The organism is Xanthomonas arboricola (assembly GCF_003353015.1).
Lineage (GTDB): Bacteria > Pseudomonadota > Gammaproteobacteria > Xanthomonadales > Xanthomonadaceae > Xanthomonas > Xanthomonas arboricola_E.
Genome location: NZ_QREM01000007.1, coordinates 606,054 through 624,149, shown reverse-complemented (window position 1 = coordinate 624,149; position 18,096 = coordinate 606,054). Strand labels below are relative to the sequence as shown.

17 protein-coding genes are annotated in these 18,096 nt (G+C 68.0%); 9 read left to right on the top strand and 8 right to left on the bottom strand.

What is annotated here, in order from left to right:
* The first annotated feature begins 12 nt into the window (after positions 1-12).
* From C0541_RS06215 to C0541_RS06190, 6 genes are all read left to right on the top strand, one after another.
* A complete protein-coding gene (locus C0541_RS06215) occupies positions 13-1,500 on the top strand; it encodes an NAD(P)H-hydrate dehydratase (RefSeq protein ID WP_115046738.1) in 1,488 nt (495 codons plus the stop codon).
* Positions 1,497-1,997, top strand: coding sequence for a tRNA (adenosine(37)-N6)-threonylcarbamoyltransferase complex ATPase subunit type 1 TsaE (gene tsaE / locus C0541_RS06210; RefSeq protein WP_115046737.1), 501 nt, complete (start codon positions 1,497-1,499; stop codon positions 1,995-1,997). The genes C0541_RS06215 and tsaE overlap by 4 nt, the downstream gene beginning before the upstream one ends.
* A gap of 70 nt (positions 1,998-2,067) precedes the next feature.
* Positions 2,068-3,765, top strand: coding sequence for an N-acetylmuramoyl-L-alanine amidase (locus C0541_RS06205; RefSeq protein ID WP_115046736.1), 1,698 nt, complete (start codon positions 2,068-2,070; stop codon positions 3,763-3,765).
* Positions 3,766-3,902: 137 nt separating this feature from the next.
* Positions 3,903-5,768, top strand: coding sequence for a DNA mismatch repair endonuclease MutL (mutL, locus tag C0541_RS06200; protein ID WP_115046735.1), 1,866 nt, complete (start codon positions 3,903-3,905; stop codon positions 5,766-5,768).
* Positions 5,768-6,703, top strand: coding sequence for a DUF1684 domain-containing protein (locus tag C0541_RS06195; protein ID WP_161959909.1), 936 nt, complete (start codon positions 5,768-5,770; stop codon positions 6,701-6,703). Before mutL ends, C0541_RS06195 begins: the two co-directional genes overlap by 1 nt.
* 30 nt (positions 6,704-6,733) lie before the next feature.
* The gene (locus tag C0541_RS06190; RefSeq protein ID WP_115046734.1) at positions 6,734-7,684 is read left to right on the top strand and encodes a TraB/GumN family protein; all 951 of its coding nucleotides are present in this window, start codon (positions 6,734-6,736) and stop codon (positions 7,682-7,684) included.
* A 46-nt stretch (positions 7,685-7,730) separates the two neighbouring features.
* Here the strand turns inward: C0541_RS06190 and phaR are convergent, their stop codons facing one another.
* The 3 genes from phaR to gluQRS form a co-directional block, all read right to left on the bottom strand.
* The gene (phaR, locus tag C0541_RS06185) at positions 7,731-8,309 is read right to left on the bottom strand and encodes a polyhydroxyalkanoate synthesis repressor PhaR (protein ID WP_115046733.1); all 579 of its coding nucleotides are present in this window, start codon (positions 8,307-8,309) and stop codon (positions 7,731-7,733) included.
* A 159-nt stretch (positions 8,310-8,468) separates the two neighbouring features.
* Positions 8,469-9,209 carry a beta-ketoacyl-ACP reductase gene (locus C0541_RS06180; RefSeq protein ID WP_115046732.1) on the bottom strand — a complete coding sequence of 247 codons (741 nt, stop codon included), beginning with the start codon at positions 9,207-9,209 and terminating at the stop codon, positions 8,469-8,471.
* 83 nt (positions 9,210-9,292) lie between these two features.
* Positions 9,293-10,192, bottom strand: coding sequence for a tRNA glutamyl-Q(34) synthetase GluQRS (gluQRS, locus tag C0541_RS06175; RefSeq protein WP_115046731.1), 900 nt, complete (start codon positions 10,190-10,192; stop codon positions 9,293-9,295).
* Between the two features lie 97 nt (positions 10,193-10,289).
* Here gluQRS and htpX point away from each other — a divergent pair, with 97 nt between their 5' ends.
* The gene (gene htpX, locus C0541_RS06170; protein WP_115046730.1) at positions 10,290-11,168 is read left to right on the top strand and encodes a protease HtpX; all 879 of its coding nucleotides are present in this window, start codon (positions 10,290-10,292) and stop codon (positions 11,166-11,168) included.
* 92 nt (positions 11,169-11,260) lie between these two features.
* Here htpX and C0541_RS06165 read toward each other — a convergent pair whose 3' ends face one another.
* The 4 genes from C0541_RS06165 to C0541_RS06150 form a co-directional block, all read right to left on the bottom strand.
* Complete coding sequence (locus C0541_RS06165; protein WP_115046729.1) at positions 11,261-13,330, bottom strand: EAL domain-containing protein; 2,070 nt, start codon at positions 13,328-13,330, stop codon at positions 11,261-11,263.
* Between the two features lie 115 nt (positions 13,331-13,445).
* Positions 13,446-14,627, bottom strand: coding sequence for an NAD(P)/FAD-dependent oxidoreductase (locus C0541_RS06160; protein ID WP_115046728.1), 1,182 nt, complete (start codon positions 14,625-14,627; stop codon positions 13,446-13,448).
* Positions 14,624-15,172: a YaeQ family protein gene (locus tag C0541_RS06155; protein WP_104533585.1), complete on the bottom strand. Its 549-nt coding sequence runs from the start codon at positions 15,170-15,172 to the stop codon at positions 14,624-14,626. The genes C0541_RS06160 and C0541_RS06155 overlap by 4 nt, the downstream gene beginning before the upstream one ends.
* Before the next feature lie 63 nt (positions 15,173-15,235).
* Positions 15,236-15,715: a YaiI/YqxD family protein gene (locus C0541_RS06150; protein ID WP_115046727.1), complete on the bottom strand. Its 480-nt coding sequence runs from the start codon at positions 15,713-15,715 to the stop codon at positions 15,236-15,238.
* Positions 15,716-15,982: 267 nt separating this feature from the next.
* Between C0541_RS06150 and C0541_RS06145 the strand changes: the two genes are divergently transcribed.
* Positions 15,983-16,192, top strand: coding sequence for a cold-shock protein (locus C0541_RS06145; protein WP_006451993.1), 210 nt, complete (start codon positions 15,983-15,985; stop codon positions 16,190-16,192).
* Between the two features lie 171 nt (positions 16,193-16,363).
* The gene (locus C0541_RS06140) at positions 16,364-17,062 is read left to right on the top strand and encodes a glutathione S-transferase (protein WP_115046726.1); all 699 of its coding nucleotides are present in this window, start codon (positions 16,364-16,366) and stop codon (positions 17,060-17,062) included.
* A 106-nt stretch (positions 17,063-17,168) separates the two neighbouring features.
* Here C0541_RS06140 and C0541_RS06135 read toward each other — a convergent pair whose 3' ends face one another.
* A complete protein-coding gene (locus tag C0541_RS06135; RefSeq protein ID WP_115046725.1) occupies positions 17,169-18,044 on the bottom strand; it encodes an alpha/beta hydrolase in 876 nt (291 codons plus the stop codon).
* Positions 18,045-18,096 lie beyond the last annotated feature (52 nt).

Below are 18,096 nucleotides of genomic sequence, written 5' to 3'. Positions count from 1 at the left end.
AGAATTCCCGGCATGTACGCACCGCTCGATCTTTACGACACCGCCGCCGCGCGCAGGCTGGACACGCAGGCCACCACGCTGCTCGGCGGCGACGGCTACACCTTGATGCAACGCGCCGGGCAGGCCGCCTGGCAGCATCTGCTGGAACGCTGGCCGCAGGCGCGCCGCATCGTGGTGGTCTGCGGTATCGGCAACAACGGCGGCGATGGGTATGTGCTGGCACGCCTGGCGCAGCGGGCCGGGCGCCAGGTGCAGGTGGTGCATCTGCCCGGGCACGGCCCGGCCGCGCCGCTGGCGCAACGCGCCTGCACCGACTATCTGGGCGTGGGCGGTGCGATCGACCTGTTTCCGTCTCCGCTGGCGCAGGCCGATGTGATCGTCGATGCACTGTTCGGCATCGGCCTCAACCGCGCGCCCGACAGCGAGACCGGCGCGTTGATCGACGCCATCAACGCCGCCGGCGTGCCGGTGTTGGCGCTGGATGTGCCCAGCGGCATCGATGCCGATCACGGCGTGGCCTTCGGTGCCGCGGTGCGCGCGCAGGCCACCTTGCAGTTCATCGTGCCGCACGTGGGGCTCTACACCGGCGATGCGCTGGAGCATGCCGGCACGCGCGCCGTCGCGTCGCTGGACGTGCCGGATGCGGCATTCGACGGGCTGACGCCGGCCGCGCACAGCTGGGAGTTCGGCGCCCTGGCCGCGCAGTTGCGCCCGCGCCGGCGCAATACGCACAAGGGCGAATCCGGGCGCGTGTTGTGTGTCGGCGGCAACCTTGGCAGCGGCGGCGCGATCCTGCTGACCGCCGAAGCGGCCTTGCGCAGCGGCGCAGGGCTGGTGCAGGTCGCCACCCGCGCCGAGCATGTCGCGCCGCTGCTGGCGCGCTGCCCGGAAGCGATGGCGCGCGCGCTGCAGGCCGGCGACGACATCTCCGCGCTGGCCGATGCGGCCGACGTGGTCGCACTGGGGCCGGGCCTGGGCCAGGACGCCTGGGCGCAGTCGTTGTGGCATGGCGTGCTGGCGTCGGACAGCGCGGTCGTCATCGATGCCGATGGCCTCAACCTGCTGGCCGCCCACCCGCTGCCGACGCGCGGCCCGCGGGTGCTGACCCCGCATCCGGGCGAAGCCGGTCGCCTGCTGGGGATGTCGACCGCGCAGGTTCAGCACGACCGCCTGGCTGCCGCAGACGCCTTGGCCAAACAATTCGATGCCGTGGTGGTGCTCAAGGGCGCCGGCAGCGTGATCGCCGCGCCGCAGGCGGTGCCGCGCATCATCGACGCCGGCAATCCGGGCATGGCGGTCGGCGGCATGGGCGACCTGCTGACCGGGGTGATCGCCGCCCTGCTGGCGCAGGGCTGGTCGCCGTTCGATGCTGCAAGCCTGGGCGCCTTGCTGCATGCCTGCGCCGGCGATGCGGCTGCGCGCGCAGGCGAGCGCGGCCTGCTGCCGACCGATCTGCTGCCCGAACTGCGTCGCCTCGCCAATGCCGGAGCCAGCGCATGAACCAACGCAGCGCACACCTGGCCGATGCGCAGGCTACCGACACCCTGGGGCAGGCCCTGGCCGCGGTACGGCCCACCCGCGCGATGGTGCAACTGCATGGCGATCTCGGCTCAGGCAAGTCCACCCTGGCGCGTGCGCTGCTGCGTGCACTCGGCGTCACCGGCCCGATCCGCAGCCCCACCTACACCCTGGTCGAGCGTTATCCGCTCAGCACCGGCGACGAGGCCTGGCACCTGGATCTGTATCGCATCGGACAGGCCGGGGAACTGGATTTTCTCGGGCTCGACGAGGGCAGCGCGAGCCTGTGGCTGGTCGAATGGCCCGAGCGCGGCGCGGGCGCGTTGCCGCCGGTGGATCTGGACGTGGAACTGGCGGTCGACGGCGAGGGTCGCAGCGTCACGCTGCTGGGCCGCAGCCAAACCGGGCGCGACTGGCTGACGCGGCTGTCAGAGCTGCCGCAGTTGCAGTCCCTTTTTGCCAGCTCACCGCAACAATGAACGCCAGGTTGTGGATTATTAAGGGAAATTACCTTGCAATTCACACGCTCGGGTGATTGAATCCAGCGCCATGACACCGGGGTTCCGCCAGTTTTGTGTTTCCGCCCTGACCGCCAGCCTCAGCCTGGCGGTTTTTGCTGCCTGGGCCGGCGAAATCAAGGGTGTCGGCATCAGCGCCGGCGCCACCGGCACGCGTGCAGAGATCCAGCTGGCCGGCAGCGGCGGATTCAAGACGCTGTCGCTGGCCAACCCCAATCGGCTGGTGGTGGATTTCCCCGATTCCTCCGGTGTGCGCGGTCTCAAGCTACCGCCCGCTGCCGGCCTGGTGACCTCGGTGCGGACCGGCCAACCGGTGCCGGGCACCTTCCGGGTGGTCTTCGAGCTGGCGACGCCGGTGACGCCGTTGAAGCCGCAGATGCAGACGCTGGGCAGTGCATCGACATTGGTGATCGAGTGGCCGGGCGATTCGCCGGTCTCCGCCGGAACGGTGGCTGCCAACGCGACGACACCTGCCGCGCCGCCACCTCCACGCCCGGCCGATGCGCAATCCGAAGCCGCGCGCGCAACCGCGGCACTGGCGGCGTCTGCGCAGCGTGCGTCGGTGGTGCCGCCTGCGCCGGCGCCCGCACCGTATGTCCCTGCGTCGGCCATGCCCAGCGTGACCCCGGCGCCGGTACCGACCACGGTCGCCACCGGCGTGCCGACACCGCGTCCAGGCGCCGCCACGACTGCGGCGACCAGCACCGCCGCGCAGGCAGGCACTGCCGGCAACGCCCAGAATCGCGTCAACGCCTCCACCGCCGGTGCTTCGGCGCTGCCAGGCGGCGCCGCATCCCCGGCTGCCATCTTGAATGGGGGCAATGCGCCAGTGGGCACCGCGTCCGGCACTAGCGTGACCGCCACACCGAATACGGCCGGCGGCGTTGCCGCGGCGGACGCCGACGACCTGCCGCCTCGTCCGGTGCTGCCCAGCGAGGCCTCGCGGATCAAGATGGCACCGGGCATGCGGCCGTTGATCGTCGCGATCGATCCCGGACACGGTGGCCAGGATCCGGGCGCCATGGGCCCCACCGGCAAGCGCGAAAAGGACGTCACCCTGGCCGTCGGTCGCGAGCTGGCGCGCCAGATCAACGCCACGCCCGGCATGAAGGCCTACCTGACCCGCGATACCGACGTGTTCATTCCGCTGCCGATGCGCGCACAGAAGGCACGCGCCGCCAAGGCCGACATCTTCATCTCCATCCATGCCGACGCTGCCGAGAACCGAAGCGCGACCGGCTCGTCGGTCTATGTGCTGTCGACCAAGGGGGCGTCCTCGCAGCGCGCGCGCTGGCTGGCCGACAAGGAAAATGCCGCCGACCTGGTCGGCGGCGTGCGTCTGCAGCAGACCGAAAGCACGCTGGCCAATGTGCTGCTGGATCTGGCGCAGAGCGGCCACATGAAGGCCTCCGAGGATGCGGCAGGACACGTGCTCGGCGGCCTCAAGCGGATCGGCAACAACCACAAGCCGCAGCTGGAACGCGCCAACTTCGCGGTGTTGCGCACCTCCGACATGCCGGCGATGCTGGTGGAGACTGCCTTCATTTCCAATCCGGACGAAGAGCGTCGCCTGATCGACCCGGCCTACCAGCGCAAGATCGCCGCGGCCGTGCTGGATGGCATCGATACCTTCTTCACCCGCCAGCCGCCACCAGGCACCCTGTTTGCTGCGCGCGCGCAGGCCGAAGCCGATGCCGGCGTCGGCACCGTGGCCGGCGGCAGCCGCTGAGCCGCTCGGCTATCATTCCGCACTGATTCCTCGATGACGGCGCCTGCGCGCCGCCGGATTGCCGTGCCGACGTCTGCCTTGCCTGCTACACCCTCGATGCGCCTTGCGGTGCATGCCCAGCGCGGGCGCCTTCGCTGATGGCGATCCGTCAGCTCCCCGAGATCCTGATCAACCAGATTGCCGCCGGCGAAGTCGTCGAGCGGCCTGCATCGGTGGTCAAGGAACTGGTCGAAAACGCACTCGATGCCGGCGCCACCCGCGTGGATATCGAGCTGGAAGAGGGCGGCGTGCGGCTGATCCGCATCCGCGACAACGGCGGCGGCATCGCCCCCGCCGAGCTGCCGCTGGCGGTGTCGCGGCATGCCACCAGCAAGATCGCGTCGCTGGACGATCTGGAGACCGTGGCCACGCTCGGCTTTCGTGGCGAAGCGCTGCCGTCGATCGCCTCGGTCAGCCGTTTCACCCTGATCTCGCGCCGCCACGATGCCGAACATGGCTCCGCGCTGGAGATCGACGGCGGTCGCCTGGGCGAGGTGATGCCGCGTGCACACGCGCCCGGCACCACGGTCGAAGTGCGCGAGCTGTTCTTCAACGTGCCGGCGCGGCGCAAGTTCCTGCGTGCCGAGCGTACCGAGCTGGGGCATATCGAAGAGTGGCTGCGTTCGCTGGCGTTGGCGCGTCCGGATGTGGAGCTGCGGGTTTCGCACAACGGCAAACCCTCGCGTCGCTACAAGCCGGGCGACCTGTATTCGGACGCGCGTCTGGGCGAGACCCTGGGCGAGGATTTCGCGCGGCAGGCCTTGCGCGTGGATCACAGCGGCGCCGGTCTGCGGCTGCACGGCTGGGTCGCCCAGCCGCATTACTCGCGCGCCAGTACCGACCAGCAGTATCTCTACGTCAACGGCCGCTCGGTGCGCGATCGCAGCGTCGCGCACGCGGTCAAGATGGCCTATGGCGATGTGCTGTTCCATGGTCGCCAGCCGGCCTACGTGCTGTTCCTGGAGCTGGATCCGGCGCGCGTGGACGTCAACGTGCATCCGGCCAAGCACGAGGTGCGGTTCCGCGAGGCGCGGCTGATCCACGACTTCGTCTACCGCACCCTGCAGGACGCACTGGCGCAGACGCGCGCCGGCGCGATGCCCAACAGTCTCGGGACCGAAGGTGTCAGCGATGCCGGTGCGGTACCGGGAGGCATGCTCGATCGTCCAGGCTACGGAAGCGGAAGCAGTCGTGGCGGCGGTGGTGCCGGCTACGGCCAGTGGACGCCGTCGCAGACCCCGCTGGGCCTGCGTGTGGATGAGGCCCGTGCGGCCTACAGCGCGCTGTATGCGCCGCCGCCCAGTGGCGCGCAGCAGCAGTCGGCAGGCTTGCCCGAGGGCGCGGGAATGGGCCTGCCGGCAACTGCCGCAGACAGCGGCGTGCCGCCGCTGGGCTATGCCGTGGCGCAGTTGCACGGCATCTACATCCTGGCCGAGAACGCCGAAGGCCTGATCGTGGTGGACATGCATGCCGCGCACGAGCGCATCGGCTACGAGCGGCTCAAGAACGCGCACGACAGCATCGGCCTGCACGCGCAACCGCTGTTGGTGCCGATGACGCTGGCGGTGGGCGAGCGCGAGGCCGACACCGCCGAGCGTGAAGCCGACACGCTGGCCAGCCTGGGTTTCGAGATCACCCGCGCCGGTCCGCAATCGCTGCATGTGCGCAGCATTCCTGCGCTGCTTGCCAATGCCGAGCCGGAGGCGCTGTTGCGCGATGTGCTCGGCGACCTGCGCGAGCATGGCCAGAGCCGGCGCATTGCCGGTGCGCGCGACGAACTGCTCTCCACCATGGCGTGCCACGGCGCGGTGCGCGCGAACCGGCGCCTGACCGTGCCGGAAATGAACGCGCTGCTGCGCGACATGGAAATCACCGAGCGCTCGGGTCAATGCAACCATGGCCGGCCGACCTGGGCACGGTTTACGCTGGGCGAAATCGATCGCTGGTTCCTGAGGGGGCGTTGATGGCTGTATTGCACAAGGGGAATCACTGGCTGCTCGGCATGCTGGTGTGTGCGGTGCTGGCCGGCTGCGGCAGGGAGGCACCACCACCGGCGGCGGTCGCGCCCGACAAGGCCTTCCTGGCCGACAACGCGGCCTGGCGCGCAGCGCGCCTGACCGCGTTGCGCGCGCCCGATGGCTGGACCAGCCTGGTCGGCCTGCACTGGCTGTCGCTGAAGGCGCACTACATCGGCAGCAGTGCCGACAGCGGCATCAGGCTGGCGGTCGGGCCGCCCAAGATGGGCATGGTCGTGACCGGGGCCGATACGCTGTGGTTCGTGCCCGAGCGCGGCGCAGCCTTGAGCGTCGACGGCAAGCCGCTGTCGGGCAGGATCCGCTTCCAGTCCGATCGCGACCCGCAGCCGACCTTCATCCGCTTCGATGACGGCAAGGGCGTGTTGAGCCTGATCCATCGCGGCGACCGCAACGCGCTGCGGGTCAAGCATGCCGACGCGCCCTCGCGCAGCCATTTCGCCGGGCTGGAGTACTGGCCGGCCGAGCCGTCCTGGCGCATCCGCGCGCGCTACGTGCCCAACGCGGTCGGCAAGACCATCCCGATCGTGGACATCGTTGGCATCAGCAGCGAGCAGCCCAACGCCGGGGCGATCGCCTTCGAGCGCGATGGCAAGACGTATCGGCTGCAGACCATCGGCGAACCGGGGCAGCCGATGTTCGTGGTGTTCGCCGACCGCACCAGCGGGCACGGCAGCTATCCGGCCGGGCGCTTCCTGGACCTGGGCGTGCCCGACGCCTCAGGACATGTGGTCGTGGATTTCAATCGTGCCTACAACCCGCCGTGCGCGTTCACTCCGTTTGCGACCTGTCCGCTGCCGCCGCCGGAAAATCGCATCGACCTGGCAGTGTCGGCCGGGGAAAAAACCTACAAGGTGCCGCACTGACATGGAGAGATCGACGTGGTGAAGGCAGGCATGCGCATCCGGCTGGTCGCCTGGTGCAGCGCCGCGGTGATCGCTGTGGCGCTATGGAGCGGGGCGGGTGCGCCGGCGTGGGCACGTGCCGGCAACGACACGCCTGCCGGTCCGCCGGTGCCGTTGTTGTGGAAGGTCGATGGCAAGGGCGGCACGCTGTATCTGCTGGGCTCGTTCCATGTGCTCAAGCCCAGCGATTACCCCTTGTCGCCGGAGGTGATGCAGGCCTTCGCCAAGGCCGACCGGCTGGTGTTCGAACTGCCGCCGTCCGACGCGCAATCGCCCGAGCTGGCCGGCCGCATGCTGCAGGCGGCGCGGCGCAGCGACGGGCGGCGCCTGCAGGACGTGCTGGATGCCAAGACCTGGCAGGCGCTGACCGCCTACGCACGCAAGCACGGGATGCCGGTGGACAGTTTGCAGCCACTGGAACCCTGGTTCGTGGCGTTGACGATCAGCCTGGCGGAGATGAGCCGGCAAGGCATGGATCCGAAGGCCGGTCTGGACCATTACCTGATGGCGCAGGCGCAAGCCCAGGGTAAACCGGCCGATGGGCTGGAGCGCGCCCAGGAGCAGATTGCCTTGCTCGACGGCATGTCGCCCACCGAGCAGCATCAGCTGCTGGAGGAGGCGCTGGACGACGCCGGTACCACCGATCAGCTGCGTCAGTTGCACGCGGCGTGGCGCAACGGCGATGTGCGCATGCTGTCCACGCAGATGGCCGAAGAAATGCGCAGGCACTACCCGGCGCTGTACCAGGACATCAATGTCGAACGCAATGCGCGCTGGGTGCCGCGGCTGGAACAGCGGCTCGGCAAAGGCAGCGGGACCACGCTGGTGGTGGTCGGTGCGCTGCACCTGCTGGGGAACGATGGCGTGGTGGAGCGCCTGCGCGCCCGTGGCTACCACGTGGAGCGGATCTGCGCGGCCTGCGCGGAGCAGGCCGGCCGCTGACTGGCGACGCCGTGGGGTGTTTCACGCTCCAGGCGCCGCGCCTGCGTTACCCGCGGTTGCGGGCCTTGCCGGTGGTTCCGGCGCTACCGGCAGTACCGTGACCGTGCGTGCCGGTGCCCATCGGGCCGCTGCCCATGCTGTTGGCACCAGGCGGGGACGGCGGCGTGCCAGGGCCGCCCGGACGCCCGAAGCCGGCGCCGAAGTTGCGCTGGAACTCCTGCCACAACTCCAGGTTGCGCTCGGTCAGCTGGTTCATCATCGCCCACGGGGTCTGCCCGAGCAGGTTGCCCATCTGCTGGCGGAACTGCTGCTGCTGATCCAGGAACACCTGCATGCTGCGCTCCAGGTAGTTGCCCATGAAGCCCTGCAGCGAGTCGCCGTAGAAACGGATGATCTGGCTCAGCAGCTGGGTCGACAGCATGGGTTCGCCATCCTGTTCGCGGTCGGCAATGATCTGCAGCAGGACCGCGCGACTGAGGTCTTCGCCGCTCTTGGCGTCGCGTACCTCGAATTCTTCGCCGTCGATGATGAGCTGGCGCACGTCCTCGATGGTGATGTAGCTGGAAATTTCCGTGTCGTAGAGACGGCGATTGGGATACTTCTTGATGATGCGAAGTCCGGCCATGGAACGTTCACTCACAACGATAGTGCGCGCAGGATGGCGCACCGCAGCAGCCCTTGCAACCGCTACAAGGCCTTATTTTCCTGAGCGGACACCAAAAAAATGCTGCGCAGCATGATTTTCAAGGATTTTTGATGCTGCATCGCAAAGTTGCAGCAAACGTTACCAGCCCATGTGATGGCCGCCATTGATATCCAGGTTGGAGCCGGTGATCCATCCGGCTTCCTCCGCCACCAGGAATGCCACCGCATAGGCGATTTCTTCCGGCCGGCCGAGACGGCCGGTGGGGATGTCGGCGACGATCTTGGCGCGCACCTCTTCCGGGACCGCCATCACCATGTCGGTGGCCACATAGCCCGGCGAGACGGTATTGACGGTCACCCCGAACGCGGCATTTTCGCGCGCCAGCGAGATGGTGAAGCCGTGCATGCCGGCCTTGGCGGCCGCGTAGTTGGCCTGCCCGTACTGGCCCTTCAGGCCATTGATCGAGCTGATCTGGATCACCCGTCCCCAGCCGCGCTGGCGCATGCCTTCGATCACCGGGCGGGTGACGTTGAAGACCGAGTTGAGGTTGGTGTTGATGACGTCATGCCATTGTTCGGCGGTCATGCGATGGAAGGTGGTGTCGCGGGTGATGCCGGCGTTGTTGACCAGGATCTCGATCGGCCCCAGCGCTGCCTGGACGTCCTCGACCAGGCTGCGCGCATGCTCGGAAGACGCCACATCGCCGCGGAACAGGGCGATGTCATAGCCCTGGGCCTGCATGCGCTGCTGCCATGCCTGGGCCTTTTCGGCATTGCGGAAGTTGCTGGCCACCCGGTGGCCCTGGTCGGCCAGGCGCTTGCAGATGGCAGTGCCGATACCGCCGGTGCCACCGGTGACCAATACGACGCGAGATGTCATGACGATTCCAATGGACAGGGAAGACTTGGGGCGGGCAGGCGCAGGCGCACTGCCTGGGCCGACGCCGTTGCCGGGGCGCAATTCTAGTCACGCCGGGGCGGTGATGCGCATCCGTTGGCGTCCAGATGCAGCTGCCGGGGCAACCGCTGCGGCGAAAAATGCTGCACCGCCTGCTGCAGCAAGGTCTCCAGCCCCGCCCGGCGCGGCAGTGCCGCCGGATGCTGTCCCAGGACGGCCCAGGCGGCGCGCAGGGCCGGCTGCGGGTCCGTATCGTCCAGCGCGGGCGCGGCGTGCGACTTGGACAGCTTGCGGCCGGCGTGGTCCAGGATCAGCGGCAGGTGCAGATAGCGCGGCTGCGGCAGCCCCAATGCGCGCTGCAGCAGCAACTGGCGCGGGGTGGAGTCGAGCAGGTCGGCGCCGCGCACGACATCGGTGATGGCCTGCGCGGCATCGTCGACCACCACCGCCAGCTGGTACGCCCAATAGCCATCGGCGCGGCGCAGCACCACATCGCCGACCTCGGCATGCACGTCCTGCACCACGCGCCCCTGCAATGCGTCGTCGAAGCCGACCGGGGGCTGCGGCGGCACCCGCAACCGCACCGCACGGCGGGCGCCCAACGGCGCCACGCAGGCATGGTGGATGCCGCCCATGCCGGCAAGATCGGCGCGACTGCAGCTGCATTCGAAGGCCAGTCCCGCCTCCAGCAAGGTGGTGACGGCGGCGTCGTAGTGCGCGTTGCGGTCGGATTGATACAGCACCGGCAGGTCCGGGCGCAGGCCGAAGGCGGCCAGGGTGCGCAGCTGACGTTCGCAGGCGCCGGGCTTGGCACGCGGCGGGTCGATGTCTTCGATGCGCACGCACCATTGACCACCGGCATGCCGCGCGAGCAGCCAGCTGCCGAACGCCGCCAGCAGGGAGCCGAAGTGCAACGGGCCGGTCGGGGAGGGCGCGAAGCGGCCGCGGTAGGGGAGGGCTGGCATGATCGGCTGAATCGTCGGTCAGGTGATCGCTTGATTTCAAGCGCTGACGACCGCAGATCCGCTGCAGGTCATCCTGCTCGCGTGGAGTCGTCGCACCATGTTCAACCGCATTTTCCTGTTCCTGCTGACCAATTTTGCGGTGCTGGTGCTGGCCGGCATCGTGATGTCGGTGCTGGGCGTCAATCCCGCGCAGATGAGCGGCCTGCTGGTGATGGCGGCCGTGTTCGGGTTCGGCGGCTCGTTCATCTCGCTGCTGTTGTCCAAGTTCATGGCCAAGCGCAGCACCGGTGCGCAGGTGATCACCGAGCCACGCACGCCGACCGAGCGCTGGTTGCTGGCGACGGTGCGCCGCCAGGCCGAGGCGGCCGGCATCGGCATGCCGGAAGTGGCGGTCTACGACGGCCCGGAGATCAATGCCTTCGCCACCGGCGCCAACCGCAACAACGCGCTGGTCGCGGTGTCCACCGGGCTGCTGCAGAACATGAGCCAGGACGAGGCCGAGGCGGTGCTGGGCCATGAAATCGCACATGTCGCCAATGGCGACATGGTCACCATGGCCTTGCTGCAAGGCGTGCTCAACACCTTCGTGATCGTGCTGGCACGCGTGGTCGGCGGCATCATCGACAGTGCCATGTCGGGCAATCGCGACAGTGGCCGCGGTTTTGCCTACTACATCATCGTGTTCGTGCTGGAGATGGTGTTCGGCCTGTTCGCGACGATGATCGCGATGTGGTTCTCGCGTCGCCGCGAATTCCGCGCCGATGCCGGTGGCGCACAGCTGGCAGGCCGCGCCAAGATGATCGCCGCGTTGGAGCGCCTGTCGCTCAACCATGGCCAGAACACCTTGCCCTCGCAGGTGCAGGCGTTCGGCATTTCCGGCGGTGTGGGCGATGGCTTGCGCCGGCTGTTCCTGAGCCACCCGCCGCTGGCCGAGCGCATCGCTACGCTGCGCGCCGCCAACGGTACGGCGATGTAAGCCGGTAACGTCGTCCACCAACAGGAAACCCGCAGGACGCGGGTTTTTTGTTGCGCGGTGCGGGTTGCAACGATGCGCTGCTTCTGCAGGTCTCAGCCGAACTCGTAGTTCATCAACGGCCCGGTCGGTGCGACGAAATCGCCCTGCACATAGTCCACCCCGGCGCTGAAGAAGGTGCTCATGGACTGCGCATCGGCCACGAACTCGGCCACGGTGAGAATGCCGGCCGGCTGCGCACGCGAGGTGATCTCGCGGATCTTTTCCTGGCTTTCGCGGGCCGAGGCCACTTCGCCGGTGATGCCGCGATCGAGCTTGAGGAAGGCCGGCTGGAAATGCGCCAGCAGCTGGAACGAATCCAGGCCCGAGCCGAACTGTTCCAGCCCGACCTTGCAGCCCATCGCCGACACCGCCGCCAGGAACTGCTGGGCGTTGCGCAGATGGGTGAACACCTTCGATTCCGGCGTCTGCAACCACAGCCGTTCGCCCGGCACGCCGTACACGGCCAATTGCTCGCGGATGATGTCGACCATCTGCGGATCGGAGAACGAGTTGGGCCCGATGCGTACCAGCAGATGCGTGGTGTGGCCTGCGCGTTGCCGCTCGCCAATCTGGCGGATCGCGCGCGCCACCACCCAGCGGTCGATTTCGGTGATCAGGTCGTGTTCTTCGGCAATGGCCATGAAGGCGTTGGGCGACATCACCTCGCCATTGCGCTCCAGCCGCAGGAAGGCCTGGTACAGCTCCAGCGGCTCGCCCTGCAGGTTGAGTACCGGCTGGTAGTACAGCTGGAAGCCGTCGCCGACCAGTGCCTCGCGCAACTGCTGCACCCAGCGTTCGATGCGCTCCTCCTCGGTCCGATCGGCCGCTGCCGGGTCGTAGATGCTGACCGCATTGCCGCCCAGCTCGGCGGTGGTGCGCACCGCCTCGGTGCCGCGGTTGAGCACTTGCCCGATGCTGGCGATCTTCTCGCCGATCTGCACCCCGCCGATGCTCACCGTCACCGTGGCCGAGCGCGCGCCGATGCTGAAGACCTGCTGCGCGAAGGCATCGCGCACCAGTTCCGCCAGTGCGTGCGTGCGCGCGTAATTGCCGTCCATCAACAACGCAAAGCTGTGCTCGCCGAAACGCGCGGCGATCACGCTGTCGTCGGTCACGTTGGCCACATGCGCGGCCAGGGCGGCGATCAGCGTATCGGCCGAATCCAGCCCGATCTCGGGCAGCAGGCGCGCGTAATGGTCGGGCTCGATCAGCAGGAAGCCGGACTGGCCTTCGCTGCGGCCGGCGCGCGCCACCGCCTGTTCCAGCGCGACCATGAAGGCGGGGCGGTTGAGCAGGCCGGTGACCTGGTCGCGCTGGCGCAGGTCCTCGACCTCGCGCGCCAGCTCCGGGTCGAACTCCTCGCGGCGGCGGAACACCACCTGGATGCACGGTTCGCCTTCGTAGGTGGCAGTGGCGAATTCCATCGTTGCCGGGAAGGTGTCGCCTTCCAGCCGGCGCGCGTCGACCTTGTACTGCGCCGGCGGCGGCTCGCCCTTGGACATCGCCTTGAGCAGCTGCTTGAAGTCGTCCACGTATTGCGCGGCGATCATGTCCAGCAGCGACACGCCCTCGACATCGTCGAACGACTCGAAGCCGAACATGTCCAGGTACGCCTCGTTGGCACGGATATGCATGCCTTCGTGCACATAGGCGATCGGGTCGCGCGAGGAGGCGATCAGCGCGTCGCAGCGCCGCTCGGTTTCGCGCATCTGCGCCTCGATGCGGCGCAGCCCGCGGCGTGCCTGCAGATCGGCCCATTCCGAGCGCACCAGCGCCAGCAGGTGTTCGGGGCGATGCCGCAGCACGATGGCACGAATGCCATGCGCAGCGGCCTCGACCAGGGCATCTTCTTCGAGCCGCTCGGCCAGCTGGATGATCGGGATGTCCTTGCCGCTGCCGGCGATCTGCTGTTGCAGCGCGCTCATCGGGATCTGCACCGCCTGCCCGTGCAGGGCCAGATCGATCTGGCCCGACAGCATGCTGGCGAGCTCGTCCAGGCTCTGCGGCCGCGATGGACGCACCGCGATGCCGCCATTGCGCAACGCAGTCACGATCGCCTCCGCGCCTTCGACACTGTCGTCGACGATCATCAGGCGGAGGGTGAGATCTTTGCCTTTCTGCATGCGCGTTTCCCTAACGACCGGGTTTAAATACACGAAGAACCTTGAATACGTCCATGTCTGTGGACACGTCCGCACCCGGGGTGAGACGCAGGCCACGTTTCCGCCCGACACGGCATCAGGCTACGCTTCCTGCGGCATGACCGGACGCCCATGCCCACTGGAAGTTGTAGCCACCCAGCCATCCGGTCACGTCCAGCACCTCGCCGACGAAGTACAGGCCGGCGACCAGACGCGACTCCATGCTGGTGCTGGAGACCTGATTGGTATCGACACCGCCCAGCGTTACTTCAGCGGTGCGGTAGCCCTCTGTTCCGCTGGCGATCAGCGGGAAGGCGGTCAGCAGGTCCGCCGTGGCCTGCAACTGCGGCGGGTCGAGCTGGCGGACCGGCTTGTCCGGCAGCCACACCTCGCACAGGCGCTGGGCGAACCGCCGCGGCAGCACGTCGGCCAGCACGTTGCGCAGTTCGGTGGCGCCACGCTGTTTTTTTTGTTCGCGCAGCCATGCCGCGGCGTCCTGGCCCGGCAGCAGGTCCAGGCGCAGGTCGTCGCCGGGTTGCCAGTACGAGGAGATCTGCAGGATGGCCGGGCCGCTGACGCCGCGATGCGTGACCAGCATGAAGTTGCGGAAGCTGGCGCCGTTGCACTGCGCCTGGACCGGTAGCGCCAGCCCGGACAGGTCCTGCAGCCGCTCCTGGTGCTTGCCGCTCAAGGTCAGCGGCACCAGCCCGGCGCGCGTCGGCAGCAGCGCGTGGCCGAACTGCTGGGCCAGCGCGTAGCCAAAGCCGCTGGCGCCCATGCTCGGGATCGACAGCCCGCCGGTGGCCACGATCAGCGACTGCGCCTGAACCCGTCCCTGGCTGGTCTCCACGCTGAAGCCGTCGCTGCCACGCTGCACCGAATGCACCTTGCAGTCGGTCCGCACCTGCACGCCCGCTGCGTCGCACTCGTCCAGCAGCATGCGCACGATCTGCTTGGACGAGATGTCGCAGAACAGCTGGCCCAGCTCTTTCTCGTGATAGGCGATACGGTGGCGCTCGACCATCTCCACGAAATCCAGCGGGCTGTAGCGGGCCAGGGCGGACTTGCAGAAGTGGCGGTTGGCCGAGAGGAAATTGCCGGGCGCGGTGCCGGTATTGGTGAAGTTGCAGCGCCCGCCACCGGACATCAGGATCTTCTTGCCGACCTTGTTGGCATGGTCGATCACCAGTACCTGGCGGCCGCGCCGGCCGGCAGTGAAGGCGCTCATCAGGCCGGCGGCGCCGGCGCCGATGACCAGCACGTCGCACCGCATGCTCATTCGGCCGGGGCTTGCCGCACCATCGGGGTCAGGGTGACGCTGCCGTGGTCGGCCAGCATCTGCACCTCGCCGTCCTGGATGATCACATCGAAGCGCATGCCGCGCTGGATCAGCGCGCCCAGGGCCTCGGTGGCCTGGGAGTCCAGCTCGATCACGCGCAGGTTGCGCTGCCGGCCGAGCGCATTGGCCTGCTTCTTCCACCAGGTTTCGGTGGCCTGGCCGCCATAGCCGATCACCACCGCCTCGCGCGAGCGGTTGCAGGCCTTGCGCACCCGGCTCTCGTCCGGCTGGCCGAGGTCGATCCAGAGGTCCGGGTCGCCGGTGTAGTCGCGCCGCCACAGGTCGGGTTCGTCCTCGTTGCTGAGGCCGCGGCCAAATTCCAGGCGGTCGTCGGCAAACAGCGCAAACGCCAGCAGCCGCACCATCAGGCGCTCGTCGGTTTCGGAGGGGTGCTGGGCCAGGGTCAAGGAATGGTTGGCGTAGTAGCCACGATCCATGTCGCTGATCTGGAGTTCCGCCCTGCGGACGGTGGCGGTAAGGGCCATCAGGATGCCGGTTGCAAAGGGCGCCCATGATACGCCCCCGCTGCAACCCCCGGCGTGGTGCGGTCAGCGCCGCGCCATCTCGGCCAGCCAGCGGTCCAGCTGGGCGGCAAATGCCTGCCGGTCGCGCGGATGCAGGGCCGCAGGCCCGCCGGTGACGACACCGGCGCCGCGCAGCTCCTCCAGGAAGCCGCGCACCGACAGGCGCTCCTTGATGCTGTCGCTGGTAAACGGCTCGCCCCGCGGGCTGACCGCGGCCGCGCCGGCTTCCAGGACGCGGGCAGCCAGCGGAATGTCCTGGGTAATGACCAGGTCGCCCGCAGCCACCCGTCCGGCAATGAGGTCGTCGGCCGCGTCCGCGCCTCCGGGCACCTGCAGCGCACGCACGTGGGCCAGGCGAGGGGTCTGCAGGAAGTGATTGGCGACCAGCGTCATCGCCGTGCCGGTCCGCGCGGCGGCGCGGAAAAGAATGTCGCGGATGACCGCCGGGCAGGCATCGGCATCGACCCAGATATGCGGGCGGGACGGCGGGGGAGGCGTATTCATGTGCTGAAACCGGGAGGGAAAGGGCCTGACAGGTGGTCGGATCCGGCCTGACAGTAAAATATTTGACGCAGGGTGTCGCTTTTTGCTGGGAACACGAGTACTGTGCACGCACTGTGTTTGCAAGGGTCACCGTGAATCGTGGCCTGATGCAGCCGGATCGTTACAGATCTCGCTTCATCGTTCCGCTTTACCAACGCCTGCAACTCAGTCTCAGCTCCGGCTTTTCGGACGCTGCGATTTATCCATCTATAGTTCAGGAGTTTGTAAATGTCAGATCGTCAGAGCGGTACCGTGAAGTGGTTCAACGATGCCAAGGGCTTCGGCTTCATCACCCCGGAAAGCGGCCCGGACCTGTTCGTGCACTTCCGTGCCATCCAGGGCACCGGCTTCAAGTCGCTGCAGGAAGGCCAGAAAGTGACCTTCGTCGCCGTGCAGGGCCAGAAGGGCATGCAGGCTGACCAGGTGCAGGCGGTCTAATCCGTCTGCAACCGTAAGGTTGCCAAGAACGCCGGTCGCGCAAGCGACCGGCGTTTTTTATTGGGCGTGATTTGATCGATGCGCTGGAACCGGGCAGATCGACCCGCCAAGTGAGCGCAGCGACGACACGCGGATCGGTAGCATGAGGGTTTTCCGCGTGCGGCCTCGTCCATGATCACAGTCCACCATCTCAACAATTCCCGTTCCCAGCGCGTGCTGTGGCTGCTGGAGGAACTGGCACTGCCGTACCAGATCGTCCGGCACGAGCGCGATCCCAAAACCATGCTGGCACCGGCGGCCCTGCGTGCCATTCATCCGCTCGGCAAGTCGCCCATCGTCGTCGACGGCGATCTGACCGTCGCCGAGTCCGGCGCGATCCTGGAGTACCTGACCGAACGCTACGACACCGAGTGCGCACTGTCGCCGTCGCCGCGCCCGCTGGAGTCACCGGAGCGCCTGCAGTTCCGCTACTGGATGCATTACGCCGAGGGCTCGGCGATGCCGCCGTTGCTGATGACGCTGATCTTCGGGCGTATTCGCAGTGCGCCGATGCCGTTTTTCGCAAGGCCGGTCGCACGCGCCATCGTGGACAAGGCGATGGCGGGCTTTGTCGGTCCGCAGCTCAAGCTGCATCTGGACTGGATGGAGCAGTCGCTGCAAACACGCGACTGGTTCGCCGGCGAGCGCTTCACTGCGGCCGACATCCAGATGAGCTTCCCGGTACAGGCCGCCGCTGCGCGTGGCGGCGGGCTGGAGGCCTATCCACGCCTGCGTGCGTTTCTCGCGCGCATCGAAGCGCGCCCTGCGTACCAGGCCGCGCTGAAGAAGGGCGGCCCGTTCGAGCTGATGGGGCGCAAGCCGGCCGAGTGACGTTGCGATCGCCATATCGAGCGTGCGCCCGCAAGGAGCTGCAGGTCACCGCGCCTTGAGGGGTGGTGACTCCCGAGTCCCGACCCCCCGATCCCTTGCCGCCCAATCATGGTGCCTGGCATCGGCGCATGAACTGCAGCGTGTCGCGCAGCACCGGCGAGCGCTCGGGCGAGGTGCGCAGCGCCAGCACGAGGCCGAGATGGCCCATGCCCGGGTAGACCTTCAAGTCGGCCACCTCGCCCGCGCGTTGCAGGGCATGCTGCAGCGAGATGCTGTTATGCAGCTCGACCACGCGGTCGGCATCGCCGTGCAGCAGCAGCATCGGCGGTTCGTCGCCGCTGACGAAATGCACCGGCTGCGACTGCTGTTGCCCGGCCGGTGCCTTGCCGAAGATCTCGATCAGCTCCGGGTCGGTCAGCGGCAGGAAATCGTAGGGCCCGGCCAATCCCACCACCCCGCACAGCTGGCGGGGTTGCAGCCCTTGCACCTGCAGCCAGCGCGCATCGGTGCCCAGCAGCGCGGCCATATGCGCACCGGCAGAGTGACCCATCACCGCCAGGCGCGTCGGGTCGCCACCGTAGTCGTGCGCATGCCGATAGCCCCAGGCGGTGGCGCTGGCAGCGTCGGACATGAAGCCCTGCAGGCCGACCTGCGGATACTTGCGATAGTCGGCCACCATTGCCACCACGCCCTGGCGCGCGAGCGCGCGTCCGACCCAGCGGTAGTTGGCGCGCTTGCCGCGCTTCCAGGTGCCGCCATAGAAGAACACCACCACCGGTGCATCCACCGCGCCGCGTGGCTGGTAGACGTCCAGGGCCAGATCATGCGCCGGGTCGAATACCTGGTCGCGATGCTCGACGATGCCGTCGCGGCTGGAGGCGGCGTTGATGCCGCCGAAGAACACGCTGCTGCAGGCGGTCAGTGTCAGCGAGCCGAGCAGCAGGAGGGCGGGGCGAAACCAGCGATAGGCGCGCGAGGGCATGGGCAATGTCGTTCGAGGGGCAGGGAGGAATAACGCCGTGCTTGTCGCCGGC

Bases quoted from the DNA above. Each gene is read 5' to 3' on its own strand.
- C0541_RS06215 (WP_115046738.1), top strand. From the start codon at position 13: ATGTACGCACCGCTCGATCTTTACGACACCGCCGCCGCGCGCAGGCTG.
- tsaE (WP_115046737.1), top strand. From the start codon at position 1,497: ATGAACCAACGCAGCGCACACCTGGCCGATGCGCAGGCTACCGACACC.
- C0541_RS06205 (WP_115046736.1), top strand. From the start codon at position 2,068: ATGACACCGGGGTTCCGCCAGTTTTGTGTTTCCGCCCTGACCGCCAGC.
- mutL (WP_115046735.1), top strand. From the start codon at position 3,903: ATGGCGATCCGTCAGCTCCCCGAGATCCTGATCAACCAGATTGCCGCC.
- C0541_RS06195 (WP_161959909.1), top strand. From the start codon at position 5,768: ATGGCTGTATTGCACAAGGGGAATCACTGGCTGCTCGGCATGCTGGTG.
- C0541_RS06190 (WP_115046734.1), top strand. From the start codon at position 6,734: ATGCGCATCCGGCTGGTCGCCTGGTGCAGCGCCGCGGTGATCGCTGTG.
- phaR (WP_115046733.1), bottom strand. From the start codon at position 8,309: ATGGCCGGACTTCGCATCATCAAGAAGTATCCCAATCGCCGTCTCTAC.
- C0541_RS06180 (WP_115046732.1), bottom strand. From the start codon at position 9,209: ATGACATCTCGCGTCGTATTGGTCACCGGTGGCACCGGCGGTATCGGC.
- gluQRS (WP_115046731.1), bottom strand. From the start codon at position 10,192: ATGCCAGCCCTCCCCTACCGCGGCCGCTTCGCGCCCTCCCCGACCGGC.
- htpX (WP_115046730.1), top strand. From the start codon at position 10,290: ATGTTCAACCGCATTTTCCTGTTCCTGCTGACCAATTTTGCGGTGCTG.
- C0541_RS06165 (WP_115046729.1), bottom strand. From the start codon at position 13,330: ATGCAGAAAGGCAAAGATCTCACCCTCCGCCTGATGATCGTCGACGAC.
- C0541_RS06160 (WP_115046728.1), bottom strand. From the start codon at position 14,627: ATGAGCATGCGGTGCGACGTGCTGGTCATCGGCGCCGGCGCCGCCGGC.
- C0541_RS06155 (WP_104533585.1), bottom strand. From the start codon at position 15,172: ATGGCCCTTACCGCCACCGTCCGCAGGGCGGAACTCCAGATCAGCGAC.
- C0541_RS06150 (WP_115046727.1), bottom strand. From the start codon at position 15,715: ATGAATACGCCTCCCCCGCCGTCCCGCCCGCATATCTGGGTCGATGCC.
- C0541_RS06145 (WP_006451993.1), top strand. From the start codon at position 15,983: ATGTCAGATCGTCAGAGCGGTACCGTGAAGTGGTTCAACGATGCCAAG.
- C0541_RS06140 (WP_115046726.1), top strand. From the start codon at position 16,364: ATGATCACAGTCCACCATCTCAACAATTCCCGTTCCCAGCGCGTGCTG.
- C0541_RS06135 (WP_115046725.1), bottom strand. From the start codon at position 18,044: ATGCCCTCGCGCGCCTATCGCTGGTTTCGCCCCGCCCTCCTGCTGCTC.